This is a genomic window from Streptomyces sp. NPDC037100, from assembly GCF_055606225.1.
The window spans coordinates 416,348-440,573 of record NZ_JBVJSX010000003.1; the positions used below are offsets into that span (position 1 = coordinate 416,348).

The 24,226-nt window shown below is 70.4% G+C and carries 18 protein-coding genes and 1 pseudogene; 8 read left to right on the plus strand and 11 right to left on the minus strand.

Going from position 1 to position 24,226, the window contains the following annotated elements; all coding sequences use genetic code 11:
• Positions 1-81 precede the first annotated feature (81 nt).
• Together ACZ7EG_RS11925 and ACZ7EG_RS11930 are read right to left on the minus strand one after the other, a co-directional pair.
• Entirely contained in the window at positions 82-573 is a 492-nt protein-coding gene (locus ACZ7EG_RS11925) for an LURP-one-related/scramblase family protein (protein ID WP_471075858.1), read from the minus strand.
• On the minus strand, positions 570-1,568 hold the full coding sequence (locus tag ACZ7EG_RS11930; protein WP_471075861.1) for a GlxA family transcriptional regulator: 999 nt from the start codon (positions 1,566-1,568) through the stop codon (positions 570-572). The genes ACZ7EG_RS11925 and ACZ7EG_RS11930 overlap by 4 nt, the downstream gene beginning before the upstream one ends.
• A gap of 52 nt (positions 1,569-1,620) precedes the next feature.
• Here ACZ7EG_RS11930 and ACZ7EG_RS11935 point away from each other — a divergent pair, with 52 nt between their 5' ends.
• A complete protein-coding gene (locus ACZ7EG_RS11935; RefSeq protein ID WP_471075864.1) occupies positions 1,621-2,013 on the plus strand; it encodes a cupin domain-containing protein in 393 nt (130 codons plus the stop codon).
• A gap of 140 nt (positions 2,014-2,153) precedes the next feature.
• Here ACZ7EG_RS11935 and ACZ7EG_RS11940 read toward each other — a convergent pair whose 3' ends face one another.
• The 4 genes from ACZ7EG_RS11940 to ACZ7EG_RS11955 all read right to left on the minus strand — a co-directional run bounded on the left by ACZ7EG_RS11940 (position 2,154) and on the right by ACZ7EG_RS11955 (position 6,645).
• Positions 2,154-2,408 carry a DUF6458 family protein gene (locus tag ACZ7EG_RS11940; protein WP_031118113.1) on the minus strand — a complete coding sequence of 85 codons (255 nt, stop codon included), beginning with the start codon at positions 2,406-2,408 and terminating at the stop codon, positions 2,154-2,156.
• A gap of 88 nt (positions 2,409-2,496) precedes the next feature.
• Entirely contained in the window at positions 2,497-3,795 is a 1,299-nt protein-coding gene (locus tag ACZ7EG_RS11945; RefSeq protein ID WP_471075868.1) for a M18 family aminopeptidase, read from the minus strand.
• A gap of 76 nt (positions 3,796-3,871) precedes the next feature.
• The gene (locus ACZ7EG_RS11950) at positions 3,872-5,698 is read right to left on the minus strand and encodes an acyl-CoA dehydrogenase (RefSeq protein WP_471075871.1); all 1,827 of its coding nucleotides are present in this window, start codon (positions 5,696-5,698) and stop codon (positions 3,872-3,874) included.
• Positions 5,699-5,832: 134 nt separating this feature from the next.
• On the minus strand, positions 5,833-6,645 hold the full coding sequence (locus ACZ7EG_RS11955; protein ID WP_471075874.1) for a dioxygenase family protein: 813 nt from the start codon (positions 6,643-6,645) through the stop codon (positions 5,833-5,835).
• Positions 6,646-6,767: 122 nt separating this feature from the next.
• Between ACZ7EG_RS11955 and ACZ7EG_RS11960 the strand changes: the two genes are divergently transcribed.
• Positions 6,768-7,232 carry an SseB family protein gene (locus ACZ7EG_RS11960; protein WP_030846788.1) on the plus strand — a complete coding sequence of 155 codons (465 nt, stop codon included), beginning with the start codon at positions 6,768-6,770 and terminating at the stop codon, positions 7,230-7,232.
• Positions 7,233-7,273: 41 nt separating this feature from the next.
• On the opposite strand, the gene ACZ7EG_RS11965 is transcribed toward ACZ7EG_RS11960, so the two are convergent.
• A complete protein-coding gene (locus tag ACZ7EG_RS11965; protein WP_471075878.1) occupies positions 7,274-8,005 on the minus strand; it encodes a TetR/AcrR family transcriptional regulator C-terminal domain-containing protein in 732 nt (243 codons plus the stop codon).
• 138 nt (positions 8,006-8,143) lie between these two features.
• Between ACZ7EG_RS11965 and ACZ7EG_RS11970 the strand changes: the two genes are divergently transcribed.
• The 3 genes from ACZ7EG_RS11970 (at position 8,144) to ACZ7EG_RS11980 (ending at position 11,956) form a co-directional block, all read left to right on the plus strand.
• The gene (locus tag ACZ7EG_RS11970) at positions 8,144-9,643 is read left to right on the plus strand and encodes an MFS transporter (protein WP_471075881.1); all 1,500 of its coding nucleotides are present in this window, start codon (positions 8,144-8,146) and stop codon (positions 9,641-9,643) included.
• 174 nt (positions 9,644-9,817) lie between these two features.
• Positions 9,818-10,795, plus strand: coding sequence for a pirin family protein (locus ACZ7EG_RS11975; protein WP_471075884.1), 978 nt, complete (start codon positions 9,818-9,820; stop codon positions 10,793-10,795).
• Between the two features lie 84 nt (positions 10,796-10,879).
• The gene (locus ACZ7EG_RS11980) at positions 10,880-11,956 is read left to right on the plus strand and encodes an AI-2E family transporter (protein WP_471075887.1); all 1,077 of its coding nucleotides are present in this window, start codon (positions 10,880-10,882) and stop codon (positions 11,954-11,956) included.
• Between the two features lie 177 nt (positions 11,957-12,133).
• Here the strand turns inward: ACZ7EG_RS11980 and ACZ7EG_RS11985 are convergent, their stop codons facing one another.
• Positions 12,134-14,272, minus strand: coding sequence for a SpoIIE family protein phosphatase (locus tag ACZ7EG_RS11985; protein ID WP_471075892.1), 2,139 nt, complete (start codon positions 14,270-14,272; stop codon positions 12,134-12,136).
• Positions 14,273-14,450: 178 nt separating this feature from the next.
• Between ACZ7EG_RS11985 and aspS the strand changes: the two genes are divergently transcribed.
• Together aspS and ACZ7EG_RS11995 are read left to right on the plus strand one after the other, a co-directional pair.
• Positions 14,451-16,214: an aspartate--tRNA ligase gene (aspS, locus tag ACZ7EG_RS11990; RefSeq protein WP_471075895.1), complete on the plus strand. Its 1,764-nt coding sequence runs from the start codon at positions 14,451-14,453 to the stop codon at positions 16,212-16,214.
• Positions 16,215-16,426: 212 nt separating this feature from the next.
• A pseudogene (locus ACZ7EG_RS11995) lies at positions 16,427-16,841 on the plus strand (peptidase associated/transthyretin-like domain-containing protein); the annotation flags it as partial.
• Positions 16,842-17,423: 582 nt separating this feature from the next.
• Here the strand turns inward: ACZ7EG_RS11995 and ACZ7EG_RS12000 are convergent.
• The 3 genes from ACZ7EG_RS12000 to ACZ7EG_RS12010 all read right to left on the minus strand — a co-directional run bounded on the left by ACZ7EG_RS12000 (position 17,424) and on the right by ACZ7EG_RS12010 (position 21,315).
• The gene (locus ACZ7EG_RS12000; RefSeq protein ID WP_104779215.1) at positions 17,424-17,789 is read right to left on the minus strand and encodes a PH domain-containing protein; all 366 of its coding nucleotides are present in this window, start codon (positions 17,787-17,789) and stop codon (positions 17,424-17,426) included.
• Between the two features lie 187 nt (positions 17,790-17,976).
• A complete protein-coding gene (metG, locus tag ACZ7EG_RS12005) occupies positions 17,977-19,692 on the minus strand; it encodes a methionine--tRNA ligase (RefSeq protein WP_471075899.1) in 1,716 nt (571 codons plus the stop codon).
• Positions 19,693-19,839: 147 nt separating this feature from the next.
• Positions 19,840-21,315 carry a VWA domain-containing protein gene (locus ACZ7EG_RS12010; protein WP_471075902.1) on the minus strand — a complete coding sequence of 492 codons (1,476 nt, stop codon included), beginning with the start codon at positions 21,313-21,315 and terminating at the stop codon, positions 19,840-19,842.
• Between the two features lie 792 nt (positions 21,316-22,107).
• On the opposite strand from ACZ7EG_RS12010, the gene ACZ7EG_RS12015 reads away from it, so the two are divergent.
• Positions 22,108-24,201, plus strand: a complete 2,094-nt coding sequence (locus tag ACZ7EG_RS12015; protein WP_471075905.1) for a PhoX family protein — start codon at positions 22,108-22,110, stop codon at positions 24,199-24,201.
• The last annotated feature ends 25 nt before the right edge of the window (positions 24,202-24,226 follow it).

Genomic DNA, 24,226 nt, shown 5'->3' on the forward strand with positions numbered 1-24,226 from the left:
CGTGGGGACAGGCGTGAGCTCCGGAAGCGGGCGCGGGCCGTGGGGACGGGCGCGGGCTCCGGAAGCAGGCGCCCGGGTGGCTCAGTCCTCCCTCTCCTTCTGCGCCAGGTGGATCACACACACCGCCACCGCGATCAGCAACGCCGGATCCGCGTCCTCGCGGACGACGTCCAGGCCGTAGGTGTCCCGCACGGTCAGCAACCGCCGGGAGATCACCGCCAGCAGCTCACCGTCGTACTCGACGGCGAACTCCCGGTCGAGGATCTTTCCGCTGACGTCCAGCTCGTTGCCGTCGGCCAGGGACACCCGGTAGTGGTTGCGCAGCAGGGACAGCCGTTTCCTGCGGATCGTCGCCAGCGGCTCCCCGCCGCGCTGGAGCACCATGGTGTCGCGCAGGGCGAGCATCTTCTGGTGGATGTCGACGAGGACGCGCCCCTGGGGGTCCTTCAGCTCCCAGGTGTCCCGCAGCCGCAGGGCCTTGCCGTCGACGAGGAACACCTTGTTGCCGCGGTCGTCCTCGATCCAGTAGTCGTCACCGAAACCGAGGAGCCGGTCGTACACGAGGAATCTCATGAGACCAGGGCTTCCCCGCGGCCGGTCCCGAAACGCCGCCGATAGGCCGACGGGCTGAGCCCGGTCGCCCGCCGCAGCCGCGCCCGCAGATTGGCGGCCGTCCCGAGGCCGCTCTTGGCCGCCACCACGTCCATCCGCTCCTCGCCCCGCTCGATGAGCCGGCAGGCCAGCGCCACGCGTTCCTCGGTCAGCCACGCCAGCGGGGTGGTGCCGAGCTGTCCGCGGAAGCGGCGGTGGAGCGTGGCGGGGCTGACCCGCGCTCGGGCGGCCAGGTCCGCCACCGCCAGAGGCTCCCCCAGCCGCTCCTGCGCCCACGCCAGCAGCGGGGCCAAGGACTCGTTCCGCACCTCCGGGACCGGCCGCTCCACGAACTGTCGCTGCCCGCCGTCACGGTGCGCGGCGAACACCAGTCGGCGGGAGACGTGGTTGGCCATCTCCGCGCCGTGGTCACGCCGCCAGAGGTACAGCCCGAGGTCGAGCGCGGCCGCGCTGCCGGCGGCGGTGAGGAGGTCACCCTCGTCGACGAACAGCACGTCCGGCTCGAGCAGCACCTCCGGGTACAGCCGCTGGAAGGAGTCCGCCCAGCGCCAGTGGGTCGCCGCCCGCCGCCCGGCCAGCAGCCCGGCCTCCGCCAGGGCGAAGGCGCCGGTGCAGAAGCTCACGACCCGGGCGCCACGCGCGTGTGCGCGACGTATGGCGTCCAGAACGTCGGGGCCGCGCGGCACGACGTTGTCCGGTCGGCCCGGGACGACCAGCGTGTCCGCCTCCGCCACGGCGTCCAGGCCTCGGACGCCGGTGAGCGTGAAGAACCCGTGATTCATCCGGATCTCCGGCGCGGGCGCGCACAGCGTCACCTCGTACAGAGGCGAGGGCAGCCCCAGTTCCGGCCGAGGCAGCCCGAACAGTTCGGTGGCCACCCCGACCTCGAAGGGATTGGTGCCCTCGTCGACGATCACGGCGACCCGATGTGGGCGCTGCGAGGATCCTTGCGACATGTGCGATTCCTATCACTCGCACGACGTCCACGGCACCCCGCAAGATCGCCTCATGACCCGAGAACCCGTCGCCCTGGCCGACGCCCTTGCCACCTTCTCCGACCGCTGGAGCCCCCGCATCGTCGCCGCCGTGAACGACTACGACGTCCGTATCGCCAAGGTGGAGGGCGAACACGTCTGGCACGTCCACGAGCACACCGACGAATTCTTCCTCGTCCTCGACGGCGAACTGCACATCGCCCTGCGCGAGCCGACCGGCGAGCGCGCGGTGGTCTTGCCCCGCGGCAGCGTCTTCACTGTGCCGCGCGGCACCGAACACAAGCCGTCCGCCTCCGTTCCCACCGCGCTCCTCATGTTCGAACCGACCGGCACCCTCACGGTCGGCGACCGCCATGACGAGGTCCCGGACCACGTGGACGCCACGAGGGGGCATGCGCTGGGGTGAGCGCCTTGGCCCTCCCGTCGGGGCTGCCGCACAGTGTGGAGGGCGCGGGGATCCGACTGCCCCGCGCCCTCGAACTCGACTCCTCTGTACCGGAGGGTGTGCCGCGTATCTGCGCCATGGACGCCCGAGAGCCTCCGTGGTCAGACCCCGTAGCCGTCGCTGTAGCCGTCGCGGCGGTGGTGATGTACCGCCGGGTCGTCCACGACCGGGGTCGTGGGGGGCACCACCACGCGTCGGCGCCTGGCGATGCTGCTGAACGTGGTGACGCCGATCAGTCCGACGATCATCAGGATGATGCCGACCAGGTCGAGGTTGACCCCTTGCATGTCCCAGTCGGTCGCGAACGTGAGGATGGCTCCCACGGCGATGAGGATGATGCATCCGCCGAGGCCCATGTGTGTCGCCTCCCTGTACGGTCCGGTCGTTCCGGTCCCGGAACACCGGGTACCCCCGTGGCGAACACCCATGCGGTCGGGCCTCGTTCTACCTTTCGAGGAACGCCGCCAGCGCGCCCGCGAGCAGGAACGGGTCGTCGGCGCCGCACAGTTCGCGGACGCTGTGCATCGACAGGATGGCCACGCCGATGTCGACGGTCTTGATGCCGTGCCGGGCGGCGGTGATCGGGCCGATCGTGGTGCCGCAGGGCATGGAGTTGTTGGAGACGAAGGACTGGAAGGGCACGCCGGCCGCCTCGCAGGCCGCCGTGAACTCCGCGCGGCCCGAACCGTCCGTGGCGTAGCGGTTGTTGACGTTGACCTTGAGGATCGGGCCGCCGTTGACGCGCGGGTGGTGCGTCGGGTCGTGCCGCTCCGCGTAGTTGGGGTGGACGGCGTGGCCCGTGTCGGAGGACAGGCAGACCGTGCCGGCGAAGGCGCGGGCCCGGTCCTCGAAGGAGCCGCCGCGGGCGAACACCGAGCGTTCCAGCACGTTGCCGAGCAGGGGCCCGTCCGCGCCGGTGTCCGACTGGGAGCCGTTCTCCTCGTGGTCGAAGGCGGCCAGGACGGGGATGGACGCCGGCTGCGACGACGACGAGGCGACGGCCGCCAGGGCCGCCGTGCCGGCGTGCACCGACAGGAGGTTGTCCATCCGCGGGCCGGCCAGCAGCTCGCGGTCGCGGCCCAGGTAGGCGGGCGGTTCCACGGAGTGCGTCATCAGGTCCCAGCCGGTGACCTCGCCCGCGGGGATGCCGGTCGTCTCCTCCAGGAAGGCGATCAGGTCGCCGTCGCGGACGTCGCGGCCGAGGCCCCAGACCGGCTGCATGTGCCGCTGCTTGTCGAGCTTGAGACCGTCGGCCGTCACCGAGCGGTCCAGGTGGATGGCCAGCTGCGGGACGCGCAGCAGCGGCCGGTCGACGTTGACCAGGCGCGTCGAGCCGTCGCGCAGGGTCAGTCGGCCGGCGATGCCGAGGTCGCGGTCGAGCCAGGAGTTGAGCAGCGGTCCGCCGTAGATCTCCACGGCCACCTGGCGCCAGCCGTGCGCCCCGCTGTCGGGGAGCGGCTTGACGCGCAGGTTGGGGGAGTCGGTGTGGGCGCCGACGATCCGGAACGGCGTGTGGGGTGCGGCGCCCTCCGGCACGTACCAGGCGACGATCGCGCCGCCGCGCAGCACGTACTTGCCGCCGACCGTCCCGTCCCAGGCGTCCGTCTCGGCGACCTGCTTGAAGCCCGCCTTCTCCAGTCGCTCGGCGGCCGTGGCCACGGCGTGGTACGGCGAGGGGCTCGCCGCCAGGAAGGTCATGAGGTCGTCGGTGTGGCCGCGGTCGAAGCGGGCTCGTTCGGTCATGGGGTCACTCTAACGACGGACGAGGGCCCGTTCCCGGGGTAAGGGAACGGGCCCTCGAACAGAGGACGTGAAAGATCTAGAACGCGGCCTCGTCCAGCTCCATCAGGTCCAGCTCGACACCCTCGGCGACCTTGCGGGCCAGGGTGACGCCCGGCAGGACGTTGGCGGCGAAGAACTTCGCGGCGGCGATCTTGCCGGTGTAGAAGGCCTTGTCCTTGGCGGAGGCGGTCTGGAGCTTCTCGGCGGCGACCGCGGCGCCCTTGAGCAGCAGGTAGCCGACGACGACGTCACCGGAGGCCATCAGCAGGCGGGTGCTGTTCAGGCCCACCTTGTAGATGTTCTTGACGTCCTGCTCGGTGGCCGCGAGGTCGGTGAGCATCAGGCCGACGATGGCCTCCAGCTCGACGGCGGCCTTGGCGAGGTGCTCGCGGGCCGCGCCGAGCTCCTCGCCGCCCTCGCCGAGCGCCAGGAACTTCTTGATGTCCTCGGCGAGGGAGTTCAGCGCGGCGCCCTGGTTGCGGACGATCTTCCGGAAGAAGAAGTCCTGGCCCTGGATGGCCGTGGTGCCCTCGTAGAGGGTGTCGATCTTGGAGTCCCGGATGTACTGCTCGATCGGGTACTCCTGCAGGAAGCCGGAGCCGCCGAAGGTCTGCAGCGACTGGGCGAGCTGCTCGTAGCCCTTCTCGGAGCCGTAGCCCTTGACGATGGGCAGGAGCAGGTCGTTCAGGGCCTCCAGGGCGGAGACGTCCTCGCCGGCGGCCTCCTTGACCTGGATCTCGTCCTGGATGGAGGCCGTGTAGAGCACCAGGGCGCGCATGCCCTCGGCGTAGGCCTTCTGCGTCATGAGCGAGCGGCGCACGTCGGGGTGGTGGGTGACGGTGACCTTGGGGGCCGTCTTGTCCATGAAGTTCGCCAGGTCGGGGCCCTGGACGCGCTCCTTGGCGTACTCCAGGGCGTTGAGGTAGCCCGTGGAGAGCGTGGAGATCGCCTTCGTGCCGACCATCATGCGGGCGAACTCGATGATGCGGAACATCTGGCGGATGCCGTCGTGCTTGTCGCCGATCAGCCAGCCCTTGGCGGGGTGCTGGTCGCCGAAGGTCATCTCGCACGTGTTGGAGGCCTTCAGGCCCATCTTGTGCTCGACGTTGGTGGCGTAGACGCCGTTGCGCTCGCCCAGCTCGCCGGTCTCGAAGTCGAAGAGGTACTTCGGGACGAGGAAGAGGGACAGGCCCTTGGTGCCGGGGCCGGCGCCCTCGGGGCGGGCCAGCACGTAGTGGAGGATGTTCTCCGACATGTCGTGCTCACCGGAGGTGATGAAGCGCTTCACGCCCTCGATGTGCCAGGAGCCGTCCTCCTGCTGCACGGCCTTGGTGCGGCCGGCGCCCACGTCGGAGCCCGCGTCGGGCTCGGTGAGCACCATCGTGGAGCCCCACTGCTTCTCCACGGCGACCTTGGCTATGTGCTTCTGGACCTCGTTGCCCTCCTCGAAGAGGATGCCGGCGAACGCCGGGCCCGAGGAGTACATCCACACGGCCGGGTTGGCACCCAGGATGAGCTCGGCGTAGGCCCAGATCAGGGAGCGGGGCGAGGTGGTGCCGCCGATCTCCTCGGGCAGGCCCAGGCGCCAGTACTCGGAGTCCATGAAGGCCTGGTAGCTCTTCTTGAAGGACGCGGGGACCGGCGCGGTGTTGGTCTGCGGGTCGAAGACCGGCGGGTTGCGGTCGGCGTCGATGAAGGACTCGGCCAGCTCGTTCTCCGAGAGGCGGGTCATCTCCTCCAGGATGCTCTTCGCGGTCTCGACGTCCATCTCCTCGAACGGGCCGGTGCCGTACACCTTGTCGCGCCCGAGTACTTCGAAGAGGTTGAACTCGATGTCGCGGAGATTCGACTTGTAGTGCCCCATGGCGACGGCTCCCGGCTCCGTAGAGAGATCGGCGAGGCACTGGATCCTCGCGCTAGTTCACGTACCAACAAGTAGCTACGATGATGCTACCCGTCGGTAATAAGAAGCAACCCCGATCCGTCATCTGTGACAGGTCACACCGGAACGGTCAAGGCCGCGGTGTAGCCGTCAGCCGTGCTGCCCGTCATCGTCGCCAGCTGCCGCTCGTGCCCGTCGCTGAAGATGCCGTCGTCCTCCAGGGAGAAACTGCTCAGGTTCCGCACACTGTCGCCGTAGCCCTCCGTGGCGTACACGGCATCGCAGACCTCCTTCGGGAAGGCGAGCTGCGAGGTGTTCGTGATCGACGTGGCGGCGACGGCGTCGGCGAGGCTGCCGTACACCTCGAAGTGGACGTGCGGCCAGCGGCCCGGGTAGCAGCCGGGGAAGACGCTCGTGAACGTGACCCGGCCCTGGTCGTCCGTCTCCTGCACGCCCCGCAGGTAGTTCTCCTCGGTGACGCCCTCGGAGTACAAGGAGTAGGCACCGTCCCGGTCGCAGTGCCAGAGGTAGACGGCGGCGCCCTCCTTGGGCCTCCCGCAGCCGGAGGCCGCCTCCGTCACGGTGAGGGTGATCGTCAGGGGAAGGCCCTCGGCCGTGCCGCCCGCGGAGTCGCCGAAGCTGCTGGTGATGTCGCCGCGGACGACCCCGCTCTCCTTCAGGACGTTCACGCCGTTCGAGCCGTCGCCGGGGAAGGGCCCGGCCGTCTCCTCGGGGATCTCCGCGCATCCCGCGGACGCGGAGGACGAGGAAGGCGACGCCGAGGTCTGCTTCTCCGGCGTGCAGCCCACCAGCGGGATGAGGCCCGCGCCCGCCATCAGCCGGATCATCCGGCGGCGGGCCAGTTCGGGGAGGTCGTGGGTGAGGCCCCGGTCGTGCTCGTGCGGGCCCGTGTCATGGCGTCCGGTCATGACACGACGCTACGAGCGGCGGCCGCCGCGATCCACGGAGCGGGCGCTGTCGACTCGCTGTCGGTTTCCCGGAAGGGCCGTACCGGCCCGCCGGCCCGTCCGCTCTCGGTACGCTTGCGCTCATGTACGGCTACGACCAGACAGCGGGCCCGCAAGGGCAGTACGCCCCTCCGCAGCAGCCGATGTCCGGCGGATACGGGCAGCAGCCGCCGCTGTACCCCGAGCCGTCCCCGCCCTCCCTCACGGACGCGGTGCGCGCCTTCACCACCGGGCAGATGGCCGCCGAGGACTTCCAGCAGGTCTTCGCGACGTCCAAGGTCTACTGCCCGCGCGGCGACAACCCCGGCTTCCTCGCCCTGCACAACACCCAGCAGCCGGTGATCCCGATGTTCAGCACGCTCAAGGAGCTGCGCCGGTACGCGGGCAAGGAGTCCAAGTACTTCGTGATCACCGGCGCCGAGGTGCTGGACCTGCTGCCGACCGGCTACGGCTTCGTCCTCGACATGGAGGGCGAGCACCGCATGGTGTTCGACGCGAAGGCCGTGGAGCAGATGGTCGAGTTCGCGATGCGCCGGATGTATGGCTAGACGCCATTGCTGCGCAGACGGCGGCTGAGGCCCGGCGGTGGTCACTTCGGCAGGCGGAGCGCCAGGCCGTCGAGGACGACCTCCAGGCCGTAGGTGAACTTCATGTCGCGCAGGGCGGCGGGGTCGGTCGTGGCTTCCTCGACCTCTGCGTGCGGTAGGGCCAGGTGGGTGTGGTCGGCCGCGGCCCGCTGCGCCGCGGGCATCAGCCGGGCGATGAAGTCGGCCTCGTCCTCGCCGGACCGGGCGACCGTGGTGAGCCAGGCGGCCTCCGCGTTGCTCATGCCCATGACGTACGAGAAGACGGTCTCGATCGCCCGGCTCGGCTCGGGGAATCCCGCGGCCGTGAACAGGGCCGCAAGCCGCTCCGAGAAGCTCATGTAGTTCGGCCCCAGGTAGGCGAGACCGGCCTGGCCGAGGACCAGGGTCAGCCAGGGGTGCCGTAGCGCCGTCGTGCGGAAGGACCCGGCCGCCTCGGTCACCGCCGCGCGCCAGTCGGGGTCGCCGGCCGGTGGGACGTGGATCTCGGCGGCGACCTCGTCCACCGCCAGTTCCATCAGCTCGTCCTTGGTGGCGACGTGCCGGTACAGCGAGGTCGCGCCGGCGTTCAGGCGGGCGCCGAGCTTGCGCATGCTGAGCGCCTCGATGCCCTCGGCGTCGAGCATCGCGATCGCCTCGCGCACGATCGTCTCCCGGCTGAGCGCGGGCTGATCGGTCCGGCGCTGCTCACGGGTCCAGACGGACGGGATCGGGTTCTTGTCCTTCGCCCTGGTCATCGGGGTCCTTCCTGTCGAACCTCTTCGTGCGAACAGCGTGCGCAACCAGCGTACAGAACTCAGAGCTTGCGAACACTGTTCCGCTATGCGTACAGTGTTCGCACCGAAGGAACGGTGTTCGCGGGAGGGGAAGAGGACATGGAAGCTCGCAATCCACGCCGCTGGTGGATCCTGATCGTGCTGTGCCTCAGCACGCTGGTCCTGGTGGTCGACAACATGGCGCTGACCGTCGCGGTGCCCACGCTGACCGAGGACCTCGGGGCGAGCGCCCAGGACATGCAGTGGATCCTCGACTCCTACACCCTGGTCTTCGCCGGACTGCTGCTGACCTCGGGAAGCCTCGGGGACCGGTTCGGGCGCCGGAAGGTGATGCTCATCGGGCTGCTGCTGTTCGGGGCGGCCTCGCTGGGGGCGGTGTTCTGCTCCACCCCGGGTGAGCTGATCGCGGTGCGGATCGCGATGGGCGTCGGCGGCGCGCTGATCATGCCCTCGACCCTGTCGATCCTGATCACCGTCTTCGACGAGGACGAGCGGCCCAAGGCGATGGCGGCGTGGGGCTCGGTGTCGATGCTGGGGCTGGTCGGCAGCCCGGTGCTCGGCGGCGTACTGATCGACCACTTCGCCTGGCAGGCGATCTTCCTGATCAACGTCCCGATCGTCGGCCTCGCGCTGCTGGCCGGTGTGCTGCTGATGCCGGAATCGAAGGCGCCGTGGCAGAAGCCGGACCCGCTGGGCGCGGTGCTGTCGGCGGTGGGCATGACGGCCCTGGTGTGGTGGATCATCGAGATCCCGCAGCACGGCGCCTTCGAAGGCCGCTCCCTCCTCGTCCTGGCCGTCGCGGTTCTCGCCCTGGCCGGCTTCGTGACCTGGCAGAACGTGACCCCCTCGCCGATGGTCCCGCTGGTCCTCTTCAAGCACCGCAACTTCAGCGGCGGTTCGCTCTCCCTGGCGCTCGTCCAGATCGGCAACGCCGGTCTGCTGCTGGTGCTGACCCAGTACCTCCAGTTCGTCCTCGGCTGGTCCGCGGTCAAGGCGGGCCTGGCCTTCCTGCCGCTGGCCGTGGCCGCGCTGGCGGGCAACGCGGCCGGGGCGCAGCTCGCCGTCAAGGCGGGCAACCGGTTCGTCATCCTCGGCGGAATGCTGCTGATGGCCGCGTCCTTCGGACTGCTGACCACGCTCAGCGCCGACAGCGGCTTCACGGTCCCGGCCGTGGCGCTGGGGATCCTCGGCCTGGGCGCCGGCCTGGCGATGCCGGCCGCCGTGGCCGCGCTGATGGGCACCATCCCGGAGGACAAGGCCGGCGTCGGCTCGGCCCTCAACGACACCATCCAGCAGTCCGGCACCGCCCTCGGCATCGCGATCCTCGGCTCCCTGCTCTCCGGCGGCTACGCGGACGAGATGCCGGTCGGCGCCCCCGAGCAGGCCCGGGAGTCGATCGGCGGAGCGCTGGCCGTCGCCGGCGGTGACACGGGGCTGGTGCGGGCGGCCCGGGAGGCCTTCGCCGCCTCGATGTCGACGACCTTCACGATCAGCGCGCTCGGGGTCCTGGCCGCGGCGGTCGTCGCCACGCTGGTGATGCGGGATGGGAAGTCCACGTCCGCCGAGGCCGTGAGCGAGGAGCGCGAGCTGGTCGCCTGACCCGGACGCCCGAGGGCCGTCACCCCGCAACGGGGTGACGGCCTTTCGCCGTGCCGGTCTCCCGTGGTTCGCTGCGCCGTCCCCCGGGTGGGAATGCCCTCCGGGATTTCTCTGTTCTGGGTGGCAAGAAGTTCAACGCTCAACTAAACTGGGCGTACACGAGGAGGAACCGACATGCCTGCAGTGACCGTCGAGAACCCGTTGACGCTGCCCCGCGTGACCGCGCCGGCCGACGCCGTGGCCCGTCCCGTGCTTGCCGTCACGACCGCTCCGAGCGGTTTCGAGGGCGAGGGCTTCCCGGTACGCCGGGCTTTCGCGGGGATCAACTACCGCCACCTCGACCCGTTCATCATGATGGACCAGATGGGCGAGGTGGAGTACGCGCCGGGCGAGCCCAAGGGCACGCCGTGGCACCCGCACCGTGGCTTCGAGACCGTCACCTACATCATCGACGGGATCTTCGACCACCAGGACTCCAACGGCGGTGGCGGCACCATCACCAACGGCGACACCCAGTGGATGACCGCGGGCTCGGGCCTGCTGCACATCGAGGCCCCACCCGAGCATCTCGTCGTCTCCGGCGGGCTCTTCCACGGCCTGCAGCTGTGGGTGAACCTCCCGGCCAAGGACAAGATGATGCCTCCGCGCTACCAGGACATCCGCGGCGGCTCGGTCCAGCTGCTCACCTCCCCCGACGGCGGCGCGCTGCTGCGGGTCATCGCCGGTGAGCTGGACGGCCACGAGGGTCCCGGCATCACGCACACGCCGATCACGATGGTCCACGCGACTCTCGCGCCGGGTGCCGAGCTGACCCTGCCGTGGCGCGAGGACTTCAACGGCCTGGCATACGTCCTGGCGGGCAAGGGCGCGGTCGGTGCGGAGCGGCGTCCGGTCCACATGGGCCAGACGGCCGTCTTCGGCGCGGGCTCCTCGCTGACCGTCCGCGCGGACGAGAAGCAGGACGGGCACACGCCGGACCTGGAGGTCGTCCTGCTCGGCGGGCAGCCCATCCGTGAGCCCATGGCGCACTACGGCCCGTTCGTCATGAACACCAAGGACGAGCTCATGCAGGCCTTCGAGGACTTCCAGAAGGGCCGCCTGGGCACGGTGCCGGCGGTGCACGGGATGACCGCGAGCGGTCCGCAGGACTGACGCGTGGCGGGGCGGCTGACGCCCCGTCACCCTGGCGGGCCTTCCTGACGGGACGGCCCGCCCGGGGCGTGGTCGGGTGGGCATGTGCAGGCCCCCACCCCGGTGCTCCCCGAAGCCGCCCGTCGTTTCGCCGCCTGGTGTGCCGTTCTGCTGCTCCTCGCCGGAGTCGTCTACGTCGGGATCCGGCTCGTCGTGGAGTTCCGGACCGCCGTCGTGCCCGTGCTCCTCGCGCTGCTCGGGACGGCGCTGCTCGGGCCGCTGCACCGGCGGCTGGTGAAGGCCGGGGTGCACCGGTCGGTCGCGGCCGGGCTCACCTGTGTCGCGGTGGTCGCCGTGGTCGGCGGTGCCGTGTACATCGTGGTCGCCGCGCTCATCGACACCGGCGACGAGATCGTCGCCTCGCTCAAGCAGGCCGCCCGGGGCGTCTCCGAACACTTCGGGGCGGCCGGCACCTCGCTGGACGACCTCGCCTCCAACGCCCGGGAACTGCTGGGGAAGTTCGGCGGTACGGCCGCCTCCGGCGTGATCAGCGGCGTCAGCGTGGTCGGCGAGTCCATCGCCATGGCCGTCCTCGCGCTGCTGCTCGTCTTCTTCTTCCTGCGCGACTCCGACAAGGCCGCCGGGACGCTGCGTTCCCTGGCGCCCCGCGGGTCGGCCGACACCCTGGAGGCCATGGCGCGGCGGGCCCTGAGGGCCGTCGAGGGGTTCATGCGGGGGACGACCCTCATCGCGCTCATCGACGCGCTCTGCATCACCGTCGGGCTGCTCGTCCTCGATGTGCCCGGCGCACCCGGGCTGGGCGCGCTGGTCTTCGTCGGCGCGTACATCCCCTACCTCGGCGCGTTCATCTCGGGAGCCCTGGCCGTGCTGGTCGCGCTCGCCGACCGGGGGTTCGTCATCGCGCTGTGGGCGCTCGGCGTGGTCCTCGCCGTGCAGGTGCTGGAGGGGCACGTGCTCCAGCCGATGATCCAGAGCCGGACCGTGCAGATGCACCCGGCGGTGGTGATGGTGACGATCACCGCCGGGGCGTCCGTCGCCGGAGTCCTCGGCATGCTGCTGGCCGTCCCGCTCACCGCGGCTGCCTTCGGCATCATCCAGGAACTGCGCACCCGCTACGGCGACCGGGAGCCGCTGCCACCAGAGCCGTCGGGGGAGGCGTGACCGTACGGGGGCGCCTGCCCGCTGGGGGCCGCTGATCGGGTCGCCGTGGTGGGGCGGGCAGCCGAAGGTGTACGGGGCAATCGAAGGTGTACGGGCCCACCGGCGGCGTCCCGGAGTGGTGGCTGGCCAGGGGGTGCGTGCCGCCGCCTGTAGCCGACCTCGCCGGAGGCGTGGCGGCTATGGGGACCAGGATCCGTCGCCCGAGCCGTTCATGGACTCGTAGAGCTCGAACCAGATGCTCTTGCCCTCGCCGCGCGGGTCCACCCCCCAGGCGTGCGCGAGCAGTTCGATCAGCACCAGGCCGCGGCCGGAGGACGCCAGTTCCCCGGGGCGGCGTCGGTGCGGAAGGTCGTCGCCGGCGTCCGTGACCTCGATCCGCAGCCGCCGCCCGCCCACCTCGCCGGTGATCTCGGCGACCAGCAGCGCGTCGGAGTCGGTGTGCACGAGGACGTTCGTCAGCATTTCCGACAGCAGCAGCACCGCCGAGTCGACCTGGTCGCGCGAGGCCCAGTCGTGCAGCAGCTCGCGCAGCTGCTGGCGGGCGACCGCGACCCGCTCGGGCTCGGCCTGCGCGACGGTCAGCACCGAGCGCCGCACCGGAGGCCGTACGGTCATGGCGTCGCCGCAGCCGCAGCCCCCGCCCTCCCGGCTCAGCAGCAGCATCGCGATGTCGTCCTCGCGGCGGTCCGCCAGCGGGCCGGTGGTGTGGTGCGAGGACGGCCCGTGCACGGCCTGCACCAGGGTGTCGGCGAGCTCCTCCAGATCCCCCTTGTGCTCCTCCAGGATCACCCGCAGCCGCCGCCACCCGGTCTCCAGGTCGTGGCCGCCGGTTTCGAGCAGGCCGTCCGTGCAGATCAGCATGGTCTCGCCGGGTTCCAGGGTGAGCCGGGTCGTGGGGTAGTCGCCGTCCGGGTCGATGCCCAGCGGCAGGCCGCCCGACGTCGGCCGGGTCATCACCGTGCCGTCGGCCATCCGGATCGCCGGGTCCGGGTGTCCGGCGCGGGCGATGTCCAGCACTCCGGTCGACGGGTCGACCTCGACGTACACGCAGGTCGCGAAGCGCGGATCGGCCGGGTCCTCGTCGCTGATGCCGTGCAGGAAGCGGGAGGCGCGCGACAGCACCGCGTCCGGGCGGTGGCCCTCCGAGGCGTAGGCCCGCAGGGCGATCCGCAGCTGGCCCATGAGGCCCGCCGCCCGTACGTCATGGCCCTGCACGTCACCGATGACCAGCGCGAACCGTCCGCTGGGCAGTGGGATCACGTCGTACCAGTCGCCGCCGACCTGGAGCCCGCCGCCGGTGGGGACGTAGCGGGCGGCGACGCTCATGCCCGGGATGCGCTGCGGGCCGAGCCTCGGCAGCATCGTGCGCTGGAGGCCGTCGGTCAGTGCCCGCTCGCTCTCGGCCAGGCCCGCCCGGGTCAGGGCCTGTGCCAGCATCCGGGCCACCGTCGCCAGCACGGACCGCTCGTCCGGGGTGAACGCCACCGGGTAGGTGAACGCCGCCATCCACGCCCCCATCGTGCGCCCGGCCACGGTCAGCGGTAGGAACGCCCAGGAGCGGCGGCCGAAGCGCTCGGCGAGCGGCCAGGTCAGCGGGTAGCGGGCCTTGTACTGCTCGGCGGAGGACAGGTACACGGCCCGCCCGGTCCGCACCACCTCGGCGGCCGGGTAGTCGGTGTCCAGCGGCATGTCCGAGAAGGGGTTCTCGGTGCCCCGCTGCTGCCCGTGGTGGCCGATGATCGTCAGGCGATCGCCCGAGACGCCGAACACCGCGAGACCGTCCGGCGAGAACCCGGGCATCGACAGGTTCGCCGTGACCCGCAGGACCTCCTGGGTGGAGCGCGCCTCGGCCAGAGCCCGGCCCGCGTCCAGCAGGAACGCCTCCCGGGAGCGCCGCCAGTCCCCGGTCACCGCGCTGCGCCCGGCCGGGGTGCCCGGCGTCGGCTCGGTGACCTCCTGGAGCGTGCCGATCAGCCGGTACGCCTTACGGGCCCGGTCGAAGGACGGCTTGGAGCGGCTGCGGACGATCCGGACGACCCGGCCCTGCTCGTCCATGATCCGGATCCGGACCTCGGCGAGGGTGCCCTCGGCCACGGCCAGCTGGATCACACCGGTGATCTCGTTCCAGTCCACGGGGTGCAGCCGGGCCCGGGCCTGGGCCTCCGTGAGGCTGACCTGTTCGGCGGGCAGCCCGAGCAACCGGGCCGCCTCGGCATCGACCGTGACCAGCCCGGTGGCGGTGTCCCAATGCCACAGGCCGGTCGCGAGGGCGGCGAGGGCCTCCCCCACGGCGGGCAGAGGCTCGCCAGTGCGCATTGCCCTACTTTACGAAGACGCGCTCGAACGCTGCCACCGATGGGGACACGTAGCCGAACGACGGCACCTGCGTGCTCGATCGACAACTGAGGAGAGCTGATCTTCGCCTGCCCGGTACGCTGGGGAGGCGTTTCACGTGAAACACAGACCCCGATCAGCGAAGACTGGATGAACGACGATGCATCGGTACAGGTCCCACACCTGCGGCGAGCTCCGCTCCTCTGACGTCGGCAGCGACGTCCGGCTGAGTGGCTGGCTGCACAATCGGCGCGACCTGGGCGGCATCCTCTTCATCGATCTGCGCGATCACTACGGCATCACGCAGCTCGTGGCCCGTCCCGGCACTCCCGCCTACGAGGCCCTCGACAAGCTCTCCAAGGAGTCGACCGTCCGCGTCGACGGCAAGGTCGTCTCCCGGGGCGCCGAGAACATCAACCCGGAGCTGCCGACCGGCGAGATCGAGGTCGAGGTCGGCGAGGTCGAGCTGCTCGGCGCGGCCGCCCCGCTGCCGTTCACGATCAACACCGAGGACGGGGTCAACGAGGAGCGGCGCCTGGAGTACCGCTTCCTGGACCTGCGCCGCGAGCGCATGCACAGGAACATCATGCTGCGGTCGTCGGTGATCGCCTCGATCCGCTCGAAGATGGTCGCCCTCGGGTTCAACGAGATGGCGACGCCGATCCTGTCCGCGACCTCTCCCGAGGGCGCCCGCGACTTCGTCGTCCCCTCCCGACTGAACCCGGGCAAGTTCTACGCTCTTCCCCAGGCGCCCCAGCAGTTCAAGCAGCTGCTGATGATCTCCGGCTTCGACCGGTACTTCCAGATCGCGCCCTGCTTCCGTGACGAGGACGCGCGCGCCGACCGCTCGCCGGGCGAGTTCTACCAGCTCGACATCGAGATGAGCTTCGTCGAGCAGGAAGACGTCTTCCAGCCCGTCGAGAAGCTCATGACCGAGCTGTTCGAGGAGTTCGGCGGCGGCCGCCACGTCACCTCGCCGTTCCCGCGGATCCCGTTCCGCGAGGCGATGCTGAAGTACGGCTCCGACAAGCCCGACCTGCGCGCCCAGCTCGAACTCGTGGACATCACCGACGTCTTCGAGGGCTCGGAGTTCAAGGCGTTCGCCGGCAAGCACGTGCGCGCCCTGCCCGTGCCGGACGTCTCCGGCCAGCCCCGCAAGTTCTTCGACCAGCTCGGCGACTACGCCGTCTCGCAGGGGGCCAAGGGCCTGGCCTGGGTCCGCGTCGCCGAGGACGGCTCGCTGACCGGCCCGATCGCGAAGTTCCTCACCGAGGAGAACGTCGCCGAGCTGACCAAGCGCCTGTCGCTCGCGGCCGGCCACGCGGTCTTCTTCGGCGCGGGCGAGTTCGACGAGGTCTCCAAGATCATGGGCGCGGTCCGGGTCGAGGCCGCCAAGCGTGCCGGGCACTTCGAGGAGGGCGTCTTCCGGTTCTGCTGGATCGTCGACTTCCCGATGTACGAGAAGGACGAGGAGACCGGCGCGATCGACTTCTCGCACAACCCGTTCTCCATGCCGCAGGGCGGGCTCGAGGCCCTGGAGACCCAGGACCCGCTGGACATCCTCGGCTGGCAGTACGACATCGTCTGCAACGGCGTCGAGCTGTCCTCCGGCGCGATCCGGAACCACGAGCCGGAGATCATGCTCAAGGCCTTCGAGATCGCCGGGTACGACCGCGAGACCGTCGAGGAGAAGTTCGCGGGCATGCTGCGGGCCTTCCGCTTCGGCGCCCCGCCGCACGGCGGCATCGCCCCGGGCGTCGACCGCATCGTGATGCTGCTCGCCGACGAGCCCAACATCCGCGAGACCATCGCCTTCCCGCTCAACGGCAACGCCCAGGACCTCATGATGGGTGCGCCGACGGAGCTGGAGGAGGCGCGGCTGAAGGAGCTGCACCTGTCGGTGCGCAAGCCGCAGCCGAAGTAGGCGAACCTGCGTGAGTGGCTCGGAACCGGCGCCGGTTCCGAGCCACTTTCGTATCCAGGGCTCTCCCCCAGCTTTCACCCAGGCTCCTGACAGTCGTGCTCCCTGGCTTCCTGTCCCATGACGGCACAGGAGACGGGACGGTCCCAGGGTCGGAACACAAAAGGGATCTGACGCGCCGTAAGGACGTTGTCGCGGGTGCGGGTGCGGGTGCGGGTGCGGGTGCGGGAGGCGGTGGCGGCGGGGTGCACGAGGTGCCCACCGACGACGAGCGCTACCTGCGCGGCACGTGGCGGACGGACACGCAGGGCGAGGTCGCATTCGCACGGTGGCTGGTACCAGGGCCGCTGCATCCACATCCACACCAAGGTGCACGTGAACGGCACCTGGACCGACGCGGGCTACGAGGGCGGCACGACCTGCCACACCGGCCAGCTCTTCGTCGACGAGGCGTCCGTGCTGGCCACGGCCGAGGTCGCGCCGTATTCCACCAACACCTCGACCCGCACGACCCTCGGCGAGGACACCATCTACCCGGGCAACGGGACCCAGGGCGGGCTGCTGAAGCTGAAGTACAAGAAGGGCGCCATCGCCAAGGGTGTCGTCGCCACGCTCACGATGGGCGTCGACGGGGCGGCTCGTGGTAAGCGTGGTCGACCGAACGAGAACGGGGGGCGTATGGACGACCACGAGGACCAGATCCTGGCCGATGAGCTTGCCGCTCTGGCTGCTGCCGGCGGGGCCCCGGGTGGCTTGACTCGCTTCGTGGCCAAGCTGATGAGGAAGAACGTTCACGAGATCGACTTGGTCGTCGCCCTGCCGTTCGAAGGTGCCGTCGAGCGCGTTGCCTCTGTGCTCGAGAGAGCAGGGCGTGCGGTCGGCTCAGTGCCGGAACCCGGGGAGGATCAACGGACGATCCGTGTCGTCGTCGGCGGTGGCGCCGGCGGTATGAACCCTGTGGTGGTCACGGCACTGGTGACCAGGGGCGGGGCGTCCGACTCGAAGGTCGGACTCCGTGCCGCTGCCAAAGAGGGCTTGATCAGGCAGCGGGCGGGCGAGCAGACCGCTACCCGGCTTGCGGCGTTGCTGGCGCCTTAGACGTCTCCTCGTCGTCCATCCGTTCGCCGGTCGCCGGAGGCGTACGGAAGAGGCTCAGCGCCGCTCGCCGGTGCCGTTCTCGTGGCGCGGCAGGCCTTCGGTGGAGATCCGGGGCTACCTCGCCACGAACTGCGTCAGGATCGCCTGGACCTCGTAGATGTCGACGCCCTTGGTGAAGGTCTTCTCGATGGGGGTCGGAGTGCCGGAGATCCAGATCTTCAACTCGGCGTCCAGGTCGAACGTGCCGGCCGTTTCCACCGAGAAGTGGGTGATGCTGCGGTAGGGGACCGAGTGGTACTCGACCTTCTTGCCCGTGATGCCCTGCTTGTCGATCAGGATCAGGCGGCGGTCGGTGAAGAGGATGGTGTCGCGGATCAGCAGGAACGCGGCGTGCACCTGCTCGCCGTGGCCGAGGAGGCGGGCGTAGTCCTGCTGGGCCGACTGCGGGTTCACGGTGTGCGCGTTGCCGAACAGTGCCATGGTGTCCCCCCGTTGGGTTGATCCGGACCGTCTGGCCGGCCGGATGCCTTGCTCATCCTACGAACAGAGGCCTCCCCAGGCGATGAGCCTGGGGACGAGCCGATCGGGGAAACACGTCCGCCCCCAGGAGGAGATTCCCCTAGGGGCGCGTGCGGGTGCGGGTGCGGGTGCGGGGCGGGTGCGGGAGTTACGCCGACTCGCCGCCGAAGCGCTCCTTGTACGACTCCAGGTCTTCGTCCGTGAGCTTGGCGAACAGGACCGGCGGGATGGTGAAGGGGGTGCCGGCGGGGACGGTGGTGAGGGACTTCGCCTCCTCCTGGGTGACCCAGGCCGCCGTGTCGTTCTCCAGGGAGAACGCCTCGCGCATCTTCTTCGCCGACGTCGGGATGAACGGCTCCGAGACCACCGCGTAGAGGTGGATCAGGTTCATCGCCGTGCGCAGGGTGAGCGCGGCGCCCTCCGGGTTGGTCTTGATCTCCAGCCAGGGGGCCTTCTCCTCCAGGTAGGAGTTGCCCGCCGACCACAGAGCGCGCAGCGCGGCCGCCGCCTTGCGGAACTGGATGGCCTCCATCTGGGCCTCGTACTCCGCGAGCAGGCGGGCGATCTCATCGCCCAGCTTCGCCTCCGCCTCGCCGGGCTCGGAGCCCGCCGGTACCTCTTCGCCGAAGCGCTTCTTGGAGAAGGACAGGACGCGGTTGACGAAGTTGCCGAGGGTGTCGGCCAGGTCCTTGTTCACCGTGGCGGTGAAGTGCTCCCAGGTGAAGGACGAATCGTCCGACTCGGGGGCGTTCGCCATCATGAAGTAGCGCCAGTAGTCGGCCGGCAGGATGTCGAGGGCGTCGTGCGTGAAGACGCCCCGGCGCTGGGACGTGGAGAACTTGCCGCCGTAGTAGTTCAGCCAGTTGAAGGCCTTGATGACGTCGACCTTCTTCCACGGGGCGCGGGTGCCCAGCAGGGTCGCCGGGAACATCACGCTGTGGAAGGGGACGTTGTCCTTGCCCATGAACTGCGTGTAGCGGACGTCCGCGTCGGACTCCCACCACCAGGAGCGCCAGTCGCGGTTCTCCGGGTCCTGGTCCGCCCACTCCTTCGTCGCGCCGATGTACTCGATCGGGGCGTCGAACCAGACGTAGAAGACCTTGCCCTCCGCGGCGAGGTCCGGCCAGGTGTCGGCCGGGACCGGGACGCCCCAGTCCAGGTCGCGGGTGATCGCGCGGTCGTGCAGGCCCTCCGTGAGCCATTTGCGGGCGATGGAGGAGGCGAGGACGGGCCAGTTCTCCGCCCGCTCGTCGACCCACGCCTCGACCTCGCCGGCCAGCACCGACTGCAGGAGGAACAGGTGCTTGGTCTCGCGGACCTCCAGGTCGCTGCTGCCGCTGATCGCCGAGCGGGCATCGATCAGGTCCGTCGGGTCCAGGACGCGCGTGCAGTTCTCGCACTGGTCGCCGCGGGCCTTGTCGTAGCCGCAGTGCGGGCAGGTGCCGATGATGTACCGGTCGGGCAGGAAGCGGCCGTCGGCGTTCGAGTACACCTGGCGGATCGAACGCTCCTCGATGAAGCCGTTCGCCTTCAGCTCGCGGGCGATCTCCTGCGTGATCTCGTGGTTCTGCGGGGAGGAGCTGCGGCCGAAGTAGTCGAAGGCCAGGCTGAAGCCGTCGTAGATCGCCTTCTGCTGGTGGTGCGCCTCGGTGCAGAACGCGTCCACCGGCACGCCCTGCTCCTTGGCGGCCAGCTCCGCGGGGGTGCCGTGCTCGTCCGTCGCGCAGATGTAGAGGACCTCGTGGCCCCGCTGGCGCAGGTAACGGGAGTAGACGTCCGCCGGGAGCATGGACCCCACCATGTTGCCCAGGTGCTTGATCCCGTTGATGTACGGAAGGGCGCTGGTGATGAGGTGTCGAGCCATCGCGGGCTGCTCCCAAGTCGCTACGTGGGGTGACGATCTCGTGGTCTCGGTCGTCTACGGAACCTTGAAATCGTAGCTGACACGGGTACGCCGCCCGCCTCCCCTTTTGCGGGGTGGGAAGCGGGCGGCGTCCTGAGCAGTGGGTGGCTACGGGCGCCAGTGCGCCAGTACGCCCTCGTAGAGCTCCTTGTCCGTGAGCTCGCGGGGGGTTTCGCCGGCGAGGAAGTAGGACGTGTTGGGGGTCTTGAGCTTGCGGAGGTAGTCGAAGGCCTTGTTCTCCGGGTCTCCGAAGGCGACGAAGGAGAAGAAGACGGCGGGGTGGCTCTCGGCGGCGTCGGTGAGGGCCTGGGTGGCGGGCGTCTTCGCGTCCGGGGCGCCGTCGGTCTGGAAGACCACGAGGGCGGGGGTGGTGGGGCCTGCCGCGGTCTTGTCGTGGTGGGCGAGGACCGCCTCGACCGCTGCGTGGTAGCTGGTGCGGCCCATGCGGCCGAAGCTCGCGTGCAGGTCGTCGATCTTGTTCTCGTGCTCGGTGAGGGTGATCTCGCCGGTGCCGTCGAGTTCGGTGGAGAAGAAGACGACCGGCACGGTTGCCTCGGGGTCGAGGTGGGCCGCGAGGGCGAGGGTCTGCTCGGCGAGGGCCTGGGCGGAGCCGTCCTTGTAGTACGGGCGCATGGAGGCGGAGCGGTCGAGGACGAGGTAGACCTTGGCGCGGGTGCCGGTGAGGTTGTTCTTCTCGAGGGTGGTGGTGGCTGCCTTGTAGGCGGTGGTGAGGCCGGGGGCGTGCTTCTTGAGGGCGGCCAGGGTGAGGGCGGGTTCGGCCTCGCCTGCGGCTTCGGCGGTGTTCTTCTTCCCGCCCGCACCACCCGTGCTGCTTTCGTCGCCGGGTGCGGGTGGCCCCTGCGGGGCGGTGTCGCCGTCGGCGGCCGCGGGTTCGGGGGCCTTCCCGGACTTCGTCCCCTGACCGGCTTCGGCTGCGGGCGCGGCCTTCGTCTTGGCCTTCGTCGTGGCCTTGGGCTCGGCCTTTGTCGTGGCCTTGGGCTCGGCCTTTGTCGTGGCCTTGGGCTCGGTCTTCGGCTCGGCCTTGGGCTCGGTCTTCGGCTCGGCCTTGGGCTCGGTCTTCGGCGTGGCCTTGGGCTCGGCCTTGGGCTCGGTCTTCGGCGTGGCCTTGGGCTCGGCCTTCGGCGTGGCCTTCGGCGTGGCCTTGGGCTCGGCCTTTGTCGTGGCCTTGGGCTCGGCCTTCGGCTTCGCGTCGGCTGCCGGCTCTGCCTCGGCCGTCGGCTCGGGCTTGGCTTCCGCCTTCGCGTCCGCCTGCGCCGGTGCGTCGGACCCGGCCGTCGCCTTCGCGTCCGTCTTTGCCGCGGGCTCGGACTGCGCCTCGTCCGCGGGGCTGCCCTCAGACTTCTCCGGCGTCGTCGACTCCGTCTCCTCGGCCGTCGCCGGGGCGGCTGCGGCCGGCTTCTCCGCCGTAGCCTCGTCCTTCACCGTCGTCTCGTCGGCGACCGGCGTCTCCGCCGGAGCAGCCTCCGCATCTGTGGCCTTCTCGGCCACGGCCGGTTCCGGCGCGGTCTTCTCGGCCACGGCCGGTTCCGGCGCGGTCTTCTCGGCCACGGCCGGTTCCGTCACGGCCTTCTCCGCCGCGGCCGGCTCCTCGCCGGCAGTCGGCTCTGCGACAACCGCGGGCTCCTCAGCAGCCGCCGGTTCCCCAGCGGCCGCCTTCTCAGCAGCCGCCGGTTCCCCAGCAGCCGCCGATTCCTCGGCAGCCGCTGGCTCCGCCGCACCCGGCCGTTCTGCCGTAGCGCCCTGCTCCCCCTCCGTCGAGCGCGTCGGCCTCGGGACCGTCACATGGTCGAAGGCCGCCGAGACGAGGTCGTGTTCCCCGGAGTCCGATGTGCGGGGCTCGGGGACGTTGGCCGAAGGCGTGGGCTCCGGTTCGGGGGAGGGGGACGGGACCTTCGGGTCCCCGGCGGGGGGTGACACCGGTGCGACGGTGGCGTCGCTGCCGGTGTCCCCGCTGGTCAGGACTTCGGTCCCGCCGGCCTCCCCGGCGGCCGCCGTACGCGCCGCATCCTCCGCCTCGGCGGTTTGTGTCTTGCGGGATCGTCCGAACACGTTCCGCAACCGAGTGAGAATGCCCATGTGCGCGCAACCCTTCGCGTGAGTTGAAGCCCGTCAATCCCTGGCCAGGACGGACACGTAAGGTTAGCGGCCCTCCTGTGTGATCTTGGGCAGGGTCTGTTGTCCGAGGCCCACGCTGTCAAGAGCGCATCCGGCCGGTGCAGGTGTCGCCGGGCTGAATCGCCGCAACCCCCGTATGGCAGCCGGGGGTTCATTGGTTGTTCACCCGGGCGCCCGGCTGGCGCACGTATGTGCCCCTACGGTCACGCTGACACCAAGGGCATCTCAGGGGAGAGTGAAGTGCGCAAGCTGCTGCCGTTGATCGGAACTCCGTCCGGTTCGCACCCCGGCGGCCGGTCCGCCATGACCTGTCGTTTCCGATGTGGTGACGCCTGCTTCCACGAGGTGCCCAACACCAGCTCCAACGAGTACGTCGGTGACGTGATCGCCGGGGCCATCGGCCGCCGGTCGATGATGCGTGCCGCGGCCGTGGTGACCGTGGCCGCCGCCGGAGCGGGTGCCGCCGGCGTCGCCCGGGCCCCGCAGGCGACCGCCGCACCGGCCGCGGGCCCGGCCGCCGCTGCCGCCTCCGAGGCCGCCCGGCGCAAGAGCAAGGGCGCGCGCGGGCTGCGCTTCGCGCCCGTCGCGCCCAACACCGCCGACACGGTCACCGTGCCGGAGGGGTACCGGCAGAACGTCGTCATCCGCTGGGGCGAGCCCATCCTGCGCGGCGCGCCCGCCTTCGACCCGGAGAAGCAGACCGCGAAGGCCCAGGCCGGGCAGTTCGGGTACAACTGCGACTTCCTCGCCCTGCTGCCGCTGCCCGGGGAGCGCGGCCGGCAGCTGCTCGTCGCCAATCACGAGTACACCGACGAGATCCTGATGTTCCGGGGGTACGACGCCGCCAACCCGACCCGTGAGCAGGTCGAGATCGCCTGGGCCGCGCACGGGCTGTCCGCCGTCGTGGTGGAGGAGGACCGCAGGAGCGGCAAGCTCACCGCCGTCACCCGGCATCAGCTGAACCGGCGGGTCACCGCCACCACCGCCTTCCGGCTCACCGGGCCCGTCGCCGGGTCCGAACTGGTGAGGACCTCCGCCGACCCGAGCGGCACCAAGGTGTTCGGCACCCTCAACAACTGCTCCGGCGGCGTCACCCCGTGGGGCACCACCCTGCACGGCGAGGAGAACTTCAACCAGTACTTCGCCAACAGCAGCCGGGCGACCGACAAGCGGTACGGCATCGGCACGGGGGCGAGCGAGCGGAAGTGGGAGAGGTTCGACAAGCGGTTCGACGTCGCCCAGGAGCCGAACGAGGTGCACCGGTTCGGGTACGTCGTGGAGTTCGACCCGTACGACCCGGACTCGACGCCCCGCAAGCACACCGCTCTCGGGCGCTTCAAGCACGAGGCCGCGACCGTGCGGCTCACGCACGACGGCCGTCCCGTCGTGTACTCCGGTGACGACGAGCGGTTCGACTACTTCTACAAGTTCGTCGGCAGCAAGCGGATGCGGCACGGGTCTTCGCGTGCCGTGCGCGAGCACAACCTCTCCCTGCTGGACGAGGGCACGCTGTACGTCGCCAAGCTCACCGGTGACTCGCCCGCCATCGAGATCGACGGCACGGGCAAGCTGCCCGGCGACGGCGAGTTCGACGGCAGCGGTGAGTGGATACCGCTGGCCACCGCGACCGCGAAGGGCGCCGTCTCGCACGTGGAGGGGATGAGCGCCGAGGAGGTGTTCGTCTTCACGCGGCTCGCCGGTGACAAGGTGGGCGCCACCAAGATGGACCGGCCCGAGGACATCGAGCCCAACCCGGTGACCGGCAAGGTCTACGTCGCCCTGACCAACAACTCCAACCGCGGGGTCGGCGCCAACGCCAAGGCGGACGAGGCCAACCCGCGCAACGCCAACAAGCACGGGCACGTGCTGGAGCTCACCGAGCGGTGGAACCGGCCCGAGAGCACCCGGTTCGCCTGGTCGCTGTTCCTCGTCGCCGGTGACCCGGACGACCCGGCGACCTACTTCGCCGGGTTCCCGAAGGACGCCGTCAGCCAGATCTCCTGCCCGGACAACGTGGCCTTCGATCCGCACGGCAACCTGTGGATCTCCACCGACGGTGCCCAGCTCGGCTCGCACGACGGCCTCTTCGGTGTGGCGACCCGGGGTGAGCGGCGCGGCGAGCTCAAGCAGTTCCTGACCGTGCCGAAGGGCGCCGAGACCTGCGGCCCGATCGTCCAGGACCGGCGCGTCCTGGTGGCCGTGCAGCACCCGGGCGAGATCGACGGCGCGTCCGTGGAGAAGCCCGCGAGCACCTGGCCCGACGGGCCCGGTACGTACGTCCGCCCGGCCGTGGTGGCCGTGTGGCGTGCGGACGGGCGCGACATCGGCGTCTGAGCCGATCGGCTGCGCCGGTTCATGT

Coding starts and splice junctions, on each gene's coding strand:
- ACZ7EG_RS11925 (WP_471075858.1), bottom strand. CDS start 573: ATGAGATTCCTCGTGTACGACCGGCTCCTCGGTTTCGGTGACGACTAC.
- ACZ7EG_RS11930 (WP_471075861.1), bottom strand. CDS start 1,568: ATGTCGCAAGGATCCTCGCAGCGCCCACATCGGGTCGCCGTGATCGTC.
- ACZ7EG_RS11935 (WP_471075864.1), top strand. CDS start 1,621: ATGACCCGAGAACCCGTCGCCCTGGCCGACGCCCTTGCCACCTTCTCC.
- ACZ7EG_RS11940 (WP_031118113.1), bottom strand. CDS start 2,408: ATGGGCCTCGGCGGATGCATCATCCTCATCGCCGTGGGAGCCATCCTC.
- ACZ7EG_RS11945 (WP_471075868.1), bottom strand. CDS start 3,795: ATGACCGAACGAGCCCGCTTCGACCGCGGCCACACCGACGACCTCATG.
- ACZ7EG_RS11950 (WP_471075871.1), bottom strand. CDS start 5,698: ATGGGGCACTACAAGTCGAATCTCCGCGACATCGAGTTCAACCTCTTC.
- ACZ7EG_RS11955 (WP_471075874.1), bottom strand. CDS start 6,645: ATGACCGGACGCCATGACACGGGCCCGCACGAGCACGACCGGGGCCTC.
- ACZ7EG_RS11960 (WP_030846788.1), top strand. CDS start 6,768: ATGTACGGCTACGACCAGACAGCGGGCCCGCAAGGGCAGTACGCCCCT.
- ACZ7EG_RS11965 (WP_471075878.1), bottom strand. CDS start 8,005: ATGACCAGGGCGAAGGACAAGAACCCGATCCCGTCCGTCTGGACCCGT.
- ACZ7EG_RS11970 (WP_471075881.1), top strand. CDS start 8,144: ATGGAAGCTCGCAATCCACGCCGCTGGTGGATCCTGATCGTGCTGTGC.
- ACZ7EG_RS11975 (WP_471075884.1), top strand. CDS start 9,818: ATGCCTGCAGTGACCGTCGAGAACCCGTTGACGCTGCCCCGCGTGACC.
- ACZ7EG_RS11985 (WP_471075892.1), bottom strand. CDS start 14,272: ATGCGCACTGGCGAGCCTCTGCCCGCCGTGGGGGAGGCCCTCGCCGCC.
- aspS (WP_471075895.1), top strand. CDS start 14,451: ATGCATCGGTACAGGTCCCACACCTGCGGCGAGCTCCGCTCCTCTGAC.
- ACZ7EG_RS12000 (WP_104779215.1), bottom strand. CDS start 17,789: ATGGCACTGTTCGGCAACGCGCACACCGTGAACCCGCAGTCGGCCCAG.
- metG (WP_471075899.1), bottom strand. CDS start 19,692: ATGGCTCGACACCTCATCACCAGCGCCCTTCCGTACATCAACGGGATC.